The sequence below is a fragment of the Streptomyces laculatispora genome, assembly GCF_017353455.1.
Lineage (GTDB): Bacteria > Actinomycetota > Actinomycetes > Streptomycetales > Streptomycetaceae > Streptomyces > Streptomyces laculatispora.
On record NZ_JAFMPZ010000233.1, the window covers coordinates 1 to 11,916 of the forward strand.

At 67.3% G+C, this 11,916-nt stretch carries 10 protein-coding genes; 9 read left to right on the forward strand and 1 reads right to left on the reverse strand.

Features of this window, described 5'->3' with window-relative positions:
* Positions 1-387 precede the first annotated feature (387 nt).
* The 7 genes from ccrA to pssA all read left to right on the forward strand — a co-directional run bounded on the left by ccrA (position 388) and on the right by pssA (position 8,105).
* A complete protein-coding gene (ccrA, locus tag J1C73_RS13190; RefSeq protein WP_207316540.1) occupies positions 388-1,725 on the forward strand; it encodes a crotonyl-CoA carboxylase/reductase in 1,338 nt (445 codons plus the stop codon).
* A gap of 1 nt (position 1,726) precedes the next feature.
* Positions 1,727-3,739, forward strand: coding sequence for an ethylmalonyl-CoA mutase (locus tag J1C73_RS13195; protein ID WP_207316541.1), 2,013 nt, complete (start codon positions 1,727-1,729; stop codon positions 3,737-3,739).
* Complete coding sequence (locus J1C73_RS13200; protein WP_123464012.1) at positions 3,736-4,698, forward strand: HpcH/HpaI aldolase/citrate lyase family protein; 963 nt, start codon at positions 3,736-3,738, stop codon at positions 4,696-4,698. The genes J1C73_RS13195 and J1C73_RS13200 overlap by 4 nt, the downstream gene beginning before the upstream one ends.
* A 1-nt stretch (position 4,699) precedes the next feature.
* The gene (locus J1C73_RS13205) at positions 4,700-5,227 is read left to right on the forward strand and encodes a MaoC family dehydratase (RefSeq protein ID WP_123464009.1); all 528 of its coding nucleotides are present in this window, start codon (positions 4,700-4,702) and stop codon (positions 5,225-5,227) included.
* 2 nt (positions 5,228-5,229) lie between these two features.
* Complete coding sequence (locus tag J1C73_RS13210) at positions 5,230-6,435, forward strand: acyl-CoA dehydrogenase family protein (protein ID WP_123464007.1); 1,206 nt, start codon at positions 5,230-5,232, stop codon at positions 6,433-6,435.
* Positions 6,436-6,616: 181 nt separating this feature from the next.
* Positions 6,617-7,264, forward strand: a complete 648-nt coding sequence (locus J1C73_RS13215; protein WP_024489890.1) for a phosphatidylserine decarboxylase — start codon at positions 6,617-6,619, stop codon at positions 7,262-7,264.
* 22 nt (positions 7,265-7,286) lie between these two features.
* Positions 7,287-8,105, forward strand: coding sequence for a CDP-diacylglycerol--serine O-phosphatidyltransferase (pssA, locus tag J1C73_RS13220; RefSeq protein WP_185095561.1), 819 nt, complete (start codon positions 7,287-7,289; stop codon positions 8,103-8,105).
* 229 nt (positions 8,106-8,334) lie between these two features.
* Here pssA and J1C73_RS13225 read toward each other — a convergent pair whose 3' ends face one another.
* Complete coding sequence (locus J1C73_RS13225) at positions 8,335-9,066, reverse strand: S1 family peptidase (RefSeq protein ID WP_207316542.1); 732 nt, start codon at positions 9,064-9,066, stop codon at positions 8,335-8,337.
* A 388-nt stretch (positions 9,067-9,454) separates the two neighbouring features.
* On the opposite strand from J1C73_RS13225, the gene J1C73_RS35495 reads away from it, so the two are divergent.
* Positions 9,455-9,583 (forward strand): hypothetical protein, encoded by a 129-nt coding sequence (locus J1C73_RS35495; RefSeq protein ID WP_278186550.1) that lies wholly within the window; start codon positions 9,455-9,457, stop codon positions 9,581-9,583.
* A gap of 504 nt (positions 9,584-10,087) precedes the next feature.
* The coding region (locus J1C73_RS13230; RefSeq protein WP_207316543.1) for a glycosyl hydrolase family 28-related protein at positions 10,088-11,916 on the forward strand (1,829 nt) is incomplete at its 3' end.

Sequence of the window (11,916 nt, forward strand, 5' to 3'; positions counted from 1 at the left end):
CTTCCTGACCGCCCCACCGCCTGACCGCCCCCTCCACGACGGGGCACAACGCACCAAAACGCCCCCCGTGTTGCTCATGCGTGGCACCCGGACGACAATTGAGGGAAATTGCTGGCACCCAGTGCCTTGCCAGCTGTCACGGAGTGCCATACGTTGAAGTCGTCCGGGCGGCCGGCGTGCTGAGACCTCACGTACGCCGGCTGTCCCCGCAAGCCAGGTGCCTGCGCGCCCGGACGCCTGCGTCACAGGCAAACCCTTCTGCTCCACAGAGCAAGCAGCCGAAGCATCGCCCGCCGAACCGACGGCACACCTCCACGCACCACCGCTCCCCCTGCTTCGCAGGACCCTCAAGCGTTCCCTCAAACGCAGCTCCATCGGAGGCACACCGTGAAGGAAATCCTGGACGCGATCCAATCGCAGGACAGCACGGCCGCGGACTTCGCGGCGCTGCCCATCCCCGAGTCGTACCGCGCGGTGACCGTGCACAAGGACGAGACGGAGATGTTCGCCGGGCTCGACACCCGTGACAAGGACCCCCGTAAGTCCCTGCACCTCGACGAGGTGCCGGTGCCCGAGCTCGGCCCGGGCGAGGCACTGGTCGCCGTCATGGCCAGTTCGGTGAACTACAACTCCGTCTGGACCTCGATCTTCGAGCCGATGGCAACCTTCGGTTTCCTGGAGCGCTACGGAAAGCTCAGCGAGCTCACCCGGCGCCACGACCTGCCCTACCACGTCATCGGCTCCGACCTGGCGGGCGTCGTCCTGCGCACCGGTCCCGGCGTCAACGCCTGGAAGCCCGGTGACGAGGTCGTCGCGCACTGCCTGTCGGTCGAGCTGGAGTCCTCGGACGGCCACAACGACACGATGCTCGACCCCGAGCAGCGCATCTGGGGCTTCGAGACCAACTTCGGCGGGCTGGCCGAGGTCGCCCTGGTGAAGTCGAACCAGCTGATGCCGAAGCCGGACCACCTCAGCTGGGAGGAGGCCGCGGCCCCCGGGCTGGTCAACTCCACCGCGTACCGCCAGCTCGTCTCGCGCAACGGCGCGGGCATGAAGCAGGGCGACAACGTGCTGATCTGGGGCGCCAGCGGCGGCCTGGGTTCCTACGCGACGCAGTTCGCGCTGGCCGGCGGCGCCAACCCCATCTGTGTCGTCTCCAGCGACCAGAAGGCCGAGCTCTGCCGGAAGATGGGCGCCGAGGCGATCATCGACCGCAACGCCGAGGGCTACAAGTTCTGGAAGGACGAGCACAACCAGGACCCGCGCGAGTGGAAGCGGTTCGGCAAGCGCATCCGGGAACTGACCGGTGGCGAGGACGTCGACATCGTCTTCGAGCACCCGGGCCGCGAGACCTTCGGCGCGAGTGTGTACGTGACCCGCAAGGGCGGCACGATCGTCACCTGTGCCTCGACCTCGGGCTACACCCACGAGTACGACAACCGCTACCTGTGGATGTCGCTGAAGAAGATCGTGGGCTCGCACTTCGCCAACTACCGCGAGGCGTGGGAGGCCAACCGCCTGGTCGCCAAGGGGAAGATCCACCCGACACTGTCCAAGGTCTACTCGCTGGAGGACACCGGCCAGGCCGCGTACGACGTGCACCGCAACCTCCACCAGGGCAAGGTCGGCGTCCTGGCACTGGCACCGCGCGAAGGTCTGGGCGTGCGCGACGAGGTGCTGCGCGAGCAGCACATCGACGCCATCAACCGATTCCGGAACATCTGACATGAGCGGCCGCCAGAAGGACCGCCCCTGGCTCATGCGGACGTACGCCGGCCACTCGACCGCCGAGGCGTCCAACGAGCTCTACCGACGCAACCTCGCCAAGGGCCAGACGGGCCTGTCGGTCGCCTTCGACCTGCCGACCCAGACGGGTTACGACCCCGACCACATCCTCGCCCGCGGCGAGGTCGGCCGGGTCGGCGTGCCCGTCTCGCACCTCGGCGACATGCGCCGGCTGTTCCAGGACATCCCGCTGGAGCAGATGAACACCTCGATGACGATCAACGCCACCGCGATGTGGCTGCTGGCGCTCTACCAGGTGGTCGCAGAGGAACAGGGCGCAGACGCGGGCAAGCTCCAGGGCACCACGCAGAACGACATCGTCAAGGAGTACCTCTCGCGCGGGACGCACGTCTTCCCGCCCGGCCCCTCGCTGCGGCTGACCACCGACATGATCACGTACACGGTCAACCGCATCCCCAAGTGGAACCCGATCAACATCTGCAGCTACCACCTCCAGGAGGCGGGGGCCACCCCGGTCCAGGAGATCGCGTACGCCATGTCGACGGCCATCGCGGTCCTCGACGCGGTGCGCGACTCCGGGCAGGTGCCCGAGGAGAAGTTCGGCGATGTCGTCGCCCGGATCTCCTTCTTCGTGAACGCGGGTGTCCGGTTCATCGAGGAGATGTGCAAGATGCGCGCCTTCGGCCGCATCTGGGACCGGGTCACCCGGGAGCGGTACGGCATCACCGATGCCAAGCAGCGCCGCTTCCGCTACGGCGTCCAGGTCAACTCGCTCGGCCTGACCGAGGCGCAGCCGGAGAACAACGTCCAGCGCATCGTGCTGGAGATGCTGGCCGTCACCCTCTCCAAGGACGCCCGGGCCCGCGCGGTGCAGCTGCCCGCCTGGAACGAGGCGCTGGGGCTGCCGCGCCCCTGGGACCAGCAGTGGTCGCTCCGTATCCAGCAGGTACTCGCCCACGAGAGCGATCTGCTGGAGTACGAGGACATCTTCGCCGGGTCCCACGTCATCGAGGCCAAGGTGGACGAGCTGGTCACCGACTCGCTGGCGGAGATCGACCGGATCCAGCAGATGGGCGGCGCCATGGCAGCCGTCGAATCCGGCTATCTCAAGTCCGAGCTGGTCTCCTCGCACGCCGCCCGGCGGGCCCGGATCGAGGGCGGCGACGAGAAGATCGTCGGCGTCAACATCTACGAGAGCACCGAGCCCAACCCGCTCACCGCCGATCTCGACGCCGCGATCATGACGGTCGACCCTTCGATCGAGGCCAAGGTCGTCGCCGCGCTCCACGAGTGGCGGGACAACCGCGACGAGGCCCGCGCCACCGAGGCGCTGGCCGTCCTGAAGAAGGCCGCCGCGGGCACCGAGAACATGATGGAGGCCACCGTCGAGTGCGCCCGCGCCGGCGTCACCACGGGCGAGTGGTCCTGGGCGCTGCGCGACGTCTTCGGCGAGTTCCGCGCACCGACCGGGGTGTCGTCCGCCCCGGTCGCGGTGACGGCCGAGGAGGGCACCCCGCTGGCGCTCGTACGCGAGAAGGCCGCCCGGACCGCCGCGGACCTGGGCGCGGGCCGGCTGCGGCTGCTGGTCGGCAAGCCGGGCCTGGACGGCCACTCCAACGGTGCCGAGCAGATCGCGGTACGCGCCCGCGACGCCGGTTTCGAGGTCGTCTACCAGGGCATCCGCCTCACGCCCGAACAGATCGTCTCGGCCGCCGTCGCCGAGGACGTGCACTGCGTCGGCCTGTCGATCCTGTCCGGCTCGCACGCCGAGCTGGTGCCCGACGTGCTGACCCGGCTCCGCCGGACCGGCGCGGGCGACATCCCGGTGATCGTCGGCGGGATCATTCCCCCCGCCGACGCCGCGGCCCTGGTCAAAGCCGGTGTCGCCGCCGTATTCACCCCGAAGGACTTCGGCATCACGGAGATCATCGGCCGTATCGTCGACGAGATCCGGAAAGCGAACAAGCTCGACCCTCTGGAGGTCCCCGCATGACTGCCGTCAACCGCCTGCGTCCCCGCCGCTCGTGTCTGGCCGTGCCCGGCTCGAACCCGCGGTTCCTGGAGAAGGCCCAGGGCCTCCCGGCCGACCAGGTCTTCCTGGACCTGGAGGACGCCTGCGCGCCGCTCGCCAAGGAAGGCGCCCGGCACCACATCGTCGACGCGCTGAACAACGGCGACTGGACGGGCAAGACCCGGGTCGTGCGGGTCAACGACTGGACGACGCACTGGACGTACCGCGACGTCATCACGGTCGTCGAGGGCGCGGGTCCCAACCTCGACTGCATCATGCTGCCGAAGGTCCAGGACGCCCAGCAGGTCGTCGCCCTGGACCTGCTGCTCACCCAGATCGAGAAGACGATGGGCTTCGAGGCCGGGCGGATCGGCATCGAGGCGCAGATCGAGAACGCCAAGGGCCTGGTGAACATCGACGACATCGCCGCCGCCTCGCCCCGCCTGGAGACCCTGATCTTCGGCCCGGCCGACTTCATGGCCTCGATCAACATGAAGACCCTGGTCGTCGGCCAGCAGCCGCCCGGGTACGGCGCGGACGCGTATCACTACATCCTGATGCGCATTCTGATGGCGGCCCGCACGCACGACCTCCAGGCGATCGACGGCCCGTTCCTGCAGATCCGCGACGTGGACGCGTACCGCGAGGTCGCGGGCCGTGCGGCGGCCCTCGGCTTCGACGGCAAGTGGGTGCTGCACCCCGGCCAGGTCGACGCGGCGAACGAGGTCTTCTCGCCCTCGCAGGAGGACTACGACCACGCCGAGCAGATCCTCGACGCCTACGACTGGTGCACCTCCGAGGCGGGCGGCAAGAAGGGCTCGGCGATGCTCGGCGACGAGATGATCGACGAGGCCAGCCGCAAGATGGCGCTGGTCATCGCGGGCAAGGGCCGTGCGGCGGGCATGCAGCGCACCTCCAAGTTCGAAGCTCCGGAGGCCTGATATGCAGTTCGGACGCACCTACGAGGAATTCGAGATCGGTGCGGTCTACAAGCACTGGCCCGGAAAGACCGTCACCGAATACGACGACCACCTCTTCTGCCTGTTGACCATGAATCATCACCCGCTGCACATGGACAGCAACTACGCGGAGAAGACGACCGATTTCGGTAAGAACGTTGTCGTCGGCAACTACATCTACTCGCTGCTGCTCGGCATGTCGGTGCCGGACGTCTCCGGAAAGGCGATCGCCAATCTGGAGGTCGAGTCGTTGAAGCATGTCGCGCCGACCTTCCACGGCGACACGCTGTATGGCGAGACGACGGTCCTGGACAAGACTCCGTCGAAGTCAAAGAGCGACCGCGGAATCGTTTATGTGGAGACTCGTGGACACAAGCAGGACGGCACGCTGGTCTGCGTGTTCCGTCGCAAGGTGATGGTCCCCACAGAGACGTACATCAAGGAGCGGGGCGGGGAACAGCCCGGCCGCCCGGAGCCGAAGCAGCCTTCGCAGAAGAACGTGGAGAAGTAGCCATGGCCCGACTCGCCCAGACTGCCGGCCTCAACGATGTCCAGCAGGAAATCCTCTCCACGGTCCGGAATTTCGTCGACAAGGAGATCATTCCGGTCGCGACCCAGCTGGAGCACCGTGACGAGTACCCGGCCGAAATCGTCGAGGGCCTCAAGGAACTCGGACTTTTCGGGCTGATGATTCCCGAGGAATACGGCGGGCTGGGTGAGTCCCTGCTCACGTACGCCCTGTGCGTGGAGGAGATCGCCCGCGGCTGGATGAGTGTGTCCGGGATCATCAACACGCACTTCATCGTGGCGTACATGCTCAAGCAGCACGGCACACAGGAGCAGAAGGACACGTTCCTGCCCCGGATGGCGCTGGGCGAGGTGCGCGGCGCGTTCTCGATGTCCGAGCCGGCCCTGGGCTCCGACGTCGCGGCGATCAGCTCCAAGGGCGTCAGGGAGGGCGACGAGTACGTACTGAACGGCCAGAAGATGTGGCTGACGAACGGCGGCACGTCCACTCTCGTCGCCGTTCTGTGCCGGAGCGACGAAGGCCACCCCGAGGGCACACCGCCGCACAAGTCGATGACGACGTTCCTGGTGGAGAAGGAGCCCGGATTCGGCGAGGTCCGGCCCGGCCTCACGATCCCCGGGAAGATCGACAAAATGGGCTACAAGGGCGTCGACACGACCGAGCTCATCATGGACGGGCTACGTATTCCAGCCAATCGTGTACTCGGCGGCACCACCGGTCGAGGGTTTTACCAAATGATGGACGGAGTGGAGGTCGGCCGGGTAAATGTCGCTGCACGTGGCTGCGGCGTCGCACAGCGTGCATTCGAGCTGGGTGTTTCCTACGCACAGCAGCGCCACACCTTCGGAAAACCGATCGCCCAGCACCAGGCGATCCAGTTCAAGCTGGCCGAAATGGCCACCAAGGTGGAGGCCGCGCATGCGATGATGGTAAATGCAGCGCGCAAAAAGGACTCCGGGGAACGAAACGACCTGGAGGCAGGGATGGCGAAGTACCTCGCCTCCGAGTACTGCAAGGAAGTCGTCGAGGACGCCTTCCGGATCCACGGCGGTTACGGCTTCTCCAAGGAGTACGAGATCGAGCGCCTCTACCGGGAGGCCCCGATGCTGCTGATCGGTGAAGGTACCGCCGAGATCCAGAAAATGATCATCGGGCGCCGACTCCTCGAGGAGTACCGCTTCCAGGGTTGATTGCCCCATTCGCGGTGATTTAACCGCGAAGAAGATCACACCCTGTCATCCTCATCCGGTGCCTTCCAGACGTCCGACTCGGCTGCTGGCTTGCCCAGTTGCGGTCCGCAACCGATAACATCGCCGGAAAAGCCGCCGTCCCCCGTTGCCAGCGCGGCATCATCCGCTACGAAGGTCATCCATGCCCGACAGCCATACCTCTGCACCACGCGGCGGGGTCCGCCTTGCACGCGGAGCTTCGCCGTGGCTCCTCCCGACCGTCGCCACCGCCGCACTCAGCCTGTCCCGGGCCCGCAGGTCCGGGCGCTGGGCGGCCGTGGCCGTGCCCACCACCGCGCTCGCGGCGGGCATGCTGTGGTTCTTCCGCGACCCCGAGCGCGAGATCACCCAGGGCCGCGTCATCTCACCGGCCGACGGCGTGGTGCAGAGCATCATGCCGTGGAAGGACGGACGCACCCGCGTCGCGATCTTCATGAGCCCGCTGAACGTCCACGTCAACCGCGCGCCACTGGCCGGCACGGTGACATCGGTCGAGCACATCCCCGGTGGCTTCGTTCCGGCGTTCAACAAGGAGAGCGAGAACAACGAGCGCGTTGTCTGGCACTTCGACACCGAGCTCGGCGACATCGAGATGGTGCAGATCGCGGGCGCCGTCGCCCGCCGCATCGTCCCGTACGTCCCGCAGGGCACGAAGGTGGACCAGGGCGAGCGGATCGGCCTGATCCGGTTCGGCTCCCGGGTCGACATCTACCTTCCGGAAGGTATCGATGTCGCGGTCGAGGTCGGCCAGGCCACCACCGCGGGGGTGACTCGAATTGACCGTGATTGATCCTGAGACACAGGCAGGCTGGGTGCCCGAGGCGGACACCGAGGACGACACCGAGGACATGCCGCTCTCGATGCGGCTGTCGATAGCGGACACCCTCACTCTCGGTAACGCCACATGCGGTTTCATGGCGGTGTACTTCACCACCACGGGCATCCTCATCCCGCACCTCACGGGCAGCGACGAGAGCGGCATGGCCCGGCACTCCGCGGCCACCGCCGTGATCCTGATGCTCATGGCCGCGATCTTCGACCTGTTCGACGGACTCGTGGCCCGCAAGCTGCGCTCCTCGCCGATGGGCGCCGAGCTGGACAACCTCTCGGACCTCGTCAGCTTCGGGCTCGCCCCGGCGTACTTCGTCCTCGTGTACGGCATGGTCGCGGACGACGCACACCAGCGGGTCTCGGCCCTCGCGGCGATCGTCGTGCTGCTGGCGGTGGTGCTCAGGCTTGCGCGATTCTCCTGTGTGACCTTGAAGGACGGCATGTTCCAGGGCATGCCGAGCCCCTTCGGAGCGCTCACGGTCATCTCGATCGTGCTCCTGGAGCTGCCCTTCGTGCCGACGCTGCTCGCGATCGTCGGAGTGGCGTGGCTGATGGTCAGCCGGGTCGAGTACCCCAAGCCGCGGGGTGTCCTCGCGGTGGCGATGCTCGGCTGGATCGTGGCCGCGATGGGGCTCCTGGCCGCTTGGGCGTTCGACGCCCCCGGCGGTCAGCTGCTGCTCCAGACCGGCTGTGCGCTCCAGGTGGTCCTGGGAGCGGTCATCCCGCTCTTCGCGACCGCCCGCCGGGTGAACACCTTCCGCGACAACCGGCGCGAGGCACGGGCGGCGCAGCTGCCGTAACGGCTCACGCACGTCATGCACGAGGGGCCCGGATGCTCCCCAGCATCCGGGCCCTCGTGCATGTCCCGGGAGGACACGCGCCGGCATTCCACGACCGTCCCCGGTTCCGCTCGGGCGGGAGCCCGACGCGTGCCCGGCTCCCGCCCTCAGCGGTCGTCCCCGGAAAGGCAGTTGTGCTCTCGAACGCGCTCCGCCGGACAGACGCCGGGTCCACGTTCCACCCGGACTGTCACCGGATGACCGAGCGAATCCAGGTGAGTTGCCGGGCGATCTCGCCGGCTCCCGCGGTCTTCTCCCGGTCGGAGCCGTCGAAGACGCCGAGGAGGGTTTCGGTGCCGCGTGGGGCGATGCTCATCACCGGGCCCCCGGAGTCGCCGCCGGCGGGAATCCCGGACACCTTCGCCATGCAGAAGTCCGAACCGTCCGGCACGGTGTAGCCCTCGCACCGGGGGTCGTCCGGCCGCAGGACCCGCAGGACCGACTGCTTGAGCACCGGCGACTGGCAGGTATTCTCGTCCCCGGTGCAGGTGGCGCCCCACCCGTACTGCCGCACGGTCCGGCCGGGGTGGACACCGGCTGTGGCCAGGCGAGCCGTGCGGACCTTCATCGGCGGGACCTTGACGAGCATCATGTCGGCCCGCGCGCTTCCCACCCGGCCGCGGGGCACCGGGCGCACCGTGGTGCCCTTCCGCATGTCGAGGCTGCCGACCCGGAACGAGATCCGTTTGTCGGCGATCGGCTCCCCCTGCTCGAAGAAGCAGTGCGAGGCGGTGATGATCCACTGGCGGGCGACCGCCGTCCCGGTGCACGCCGGGGTGCCGTCGATGAGCATGCGCACCGCCCACGGACCGTACGTGCTCTTCGATCCACCGATAACGGCAGAGGCGGGGGCGGACGAAATCACCGATCCCGTCACCACCAGTAAGGCGGTCAACAGCAATACACGAACGCGACGCAGCATTTTGAACAGCTCCTCCGGTCGGGGCACGGTCCGTACTCGTGGTCAGATACCCCGCCGGGCCGGAAGGTTCCGAACAGGCCGAATGATACGGACGAGCGGCCCAGTCCCCGATCTGCCGGACAGGCGCTGAGCAGGGGATATTCAATGGCAGGTCAGCTGCTCAAGGCAATGGGAGATCCTTTCCGCCCGATCGGTGGCGCCATCGCCACTCCTGCCGGCCTGCCGCCGCGCCCCCGGCGAGAACGTGGCGGTGGGCGCGGCCCACGGAACAAAGCCCTTGCATCCGTTTCCGAACATGCGGCCGAGCAGCATTCCCCATCGCGGCGGCACATCAAATCCACAGGGCCGGACGCTCCCGGCATCCGGGGCCCATTCATGCCGCGGGGGCGTGCTCGGCACATTGACGATGCTGTTCTTCCTGTGCGCCGGTGACCGGTTCGCCGGCATCATGGACGGCCGCACTTCCTGGGGCATCCTCGGCTGCGTCATGTCGCAGACGGAGAAGAAGGGTGTCTGATTCTTCCCCCGGTTTCCGCCCCCGCCCGGTACGGGCCGTCGACCTCATGCCTCGACGACGGTGGCCGGCCTCGTGGGCTTCGCGCGCCTTCGGCCGACCACGGCGGAGCAGCGCGCCAACCCGGACAACAACATCGAGGTCTCCGGTGCGGGTGATGGCGATGTCCGGGTTTCCCCGGCCGCCGGGCCACCTCACCCCCCTCGGCGACAGCCGTTTTTTACACATGAATGCAAATTTTTGCACAGCCCCCGTAGATCAGCTGGCCGACCCGGCCGCACCTCTTTGCGGGCGAAGCCTGTCGGCACACGGGGGCCCACCGGAGCCCGACACGCCTCGCCCTCGTAGGCGAGCAAGCACTCCACATCACGCATTCTTCACAGGTTTGAGTCATGAATTTGAGTATCTCAAGCAGAATTTTGCGCACCGGCATAGACGTCCTTGCGGCACTGCTCCTAGCCTGTGGGGCGTCCGAAGAGCCCCACGAGCCGCAAGGACGACTGTTACGTGACCCCACCTCCCAGACGCCAGTTGCTCAGACGCTCCATATCCGCCTCTCTCTCGCTGGCCCTCGCCGCGTTCGGCACCGCTGCCGCCGTGGTCATGTCCAGCGCTCCCCCCGCCCAGGCGGCGGGGGTACCCGCCCCCTCCCCCATGGCGGTTCCCGGTCGCGGGGCGACCGTTCCGTTCAAGGAGCAGGAAGCCGAGTACGCGGCCACCAACGGCACACTGATCGGCCCGAACCGGCTGTACGGCACGCTGCCCTCCGAGGCCTCGGGCCGGCAGGCCGTAACGCTGGATGCCGTCGGCGAGTACGTGGAGTTCACGCTCACCGCACCGGCGAACGCGATGTCCTTCCGCTACTCGCTGCCGGACAGCGCCGCCGGATCGGGCCGGGACGCCTCGATCGACGTGCTGGTGAACGGCGGATCACCGAAGGCGGTGCCGGTCACCTCCAAGTACGGCTGGTACTACGGCGGCTATCCCTTCAACAACAATCCGGGCGACACCAATCCGCACCACTTCTACGACGAGGCCCGGACCATGTTCGGGTCGACCCTCGCCGCCGGTACGAAGGTCAGGCTGCGGGTCTCCTCCACCTCCGCGTCACCGTCGTTCACCATCGACCTGGCGGACTTCGAGCAGGTGGCCGCGCCGACCGCCAAGCCCTCGGGCGCACTCGACGTCGTCTCCGACTTCGGCGCCGACCCGACCGGAGCAGCGGACTCGACCGCCAGGATCCAGGCGGCCGTGGACGCGGGGAAGGCACAGGGCAAGGAGGTCTACATCCCGCAGGGCACCTTCCAGGTCCGCGACCACATCGTCGTGGACAAGGTGACGCTGCGCGGTGCCGGTCCCTGGTACTCCGTGCTGACCGGGCGCGATCCCTCGAACCGGAGCAAGGCCGTCGGCGTCTACGGCAAGTACGCCGCGAACGGCGGAAGCAGCAACGTCACGCTCAAGGACTTCGCCATCATCGGCGACATCCAGGAACGGGTGGACGACGATCAGGTCAACGCCATCGGCGGTGCGCTGTCGAACTCCACCGTCGACAACGTCTGGATGCAGCACACCAAGTGCGGTGCCTGGATGGACGGTCCGATGGACAACTTCACCATCAAGAACAGCCGCATCCTGGACCAGACAGCCGACGGCGTGAACTTCCACTACGGCGTCACCAACTCCACGGTCACCAACACCTTCGTCCGCAATTCCGGTGACGACGGTCTGGCGATGTGGGCGGAGAACGTCCCGAACGTGAAGAACAAGTTCACGTTCAACACCGTGGTGCTGCCGATCCTGGCCAATAACATCGTGACGTACGGCGGCAAGGACATCACGATCTCCGACAACGTCATGTCGGACACCATCACCAACGGTGGCGGGCTGCACGTCGCCAACCGCTATCCGGGCGTCAACTCCGGTCAGGGCACAGCCGTTTCAGGCACCACGACAGCGGCCCGCAACACCCTGATCCGGACCGGGAACAACGACTTCAACTGGCGCTTCGGCGTCGGCGCGATCTGGTTCAGCGGGCTCAACGAGCCCATCAACGCCACCATCAACATCTCCGACACGGAGATACTCGACAGCTCGTACGCCGCGATCCACCTCATCGAGGGCGCGGCCAACGGGCTGCACTTCGACAACATCAAGATCGACGGCGCGGGTACCTACGCCCTCCAGATCCAGTCGCCGGGCACGGCGACCTTCACCAACGTCGTGGCCACCCACATCGCGCAGTCCAACCCGATCCACAACTGCGTCGGCAGCGGCTTCCAGATCACCCGGGGCGCCGGCAACTCCGGCTGGTACGCCGACCCGCCGGCCTGCAC

Coding starts and splice junctions, on each gene's coding strand:
- J1C73_RS13215 (WP_024489890.1), top strand. CDS start 6,617: ATGCCCGACAGCCATACCTCTGCACCACGCGGCGGGGTCCGCCTTGCA.
- J1C73_RS13200 (WP_123464012.1), top strand. CDS start 3,736: ATGACTGCCGTCAACCGCCTGCGTCCCCGCCGCTCGTGTCTGGCCGTG.
- J1C73_RS13225 (WP_207316542.1), bottom strand. CDS start 9,066: ATGCTGCGTCGCGTTCGTGTATTGCTGTTGACCGCCTTACTGGTGGTG.
- J1C73_RS13205 (WP_123464009.1), top strand. CDS start 4,700: ATGCAGTTCGGACGCACCTACGAGGAATTCGAGATCGGTGCGGTCTAC.
- J1C73_RS13195 (WP_207316541.1), top strand. CDS start 1,727: ATGAGCGGCCGCCAGAAGGACCGCCCCTGGCTCATGCGGACGTACGCC.
- J1C73_RS13210 (WP_123464007.1), top strand. CDS start 5,230: ATGGCCCGACTCGCCCAGACTGCCGGCCTCAACGATGTCCAGCAGGAA.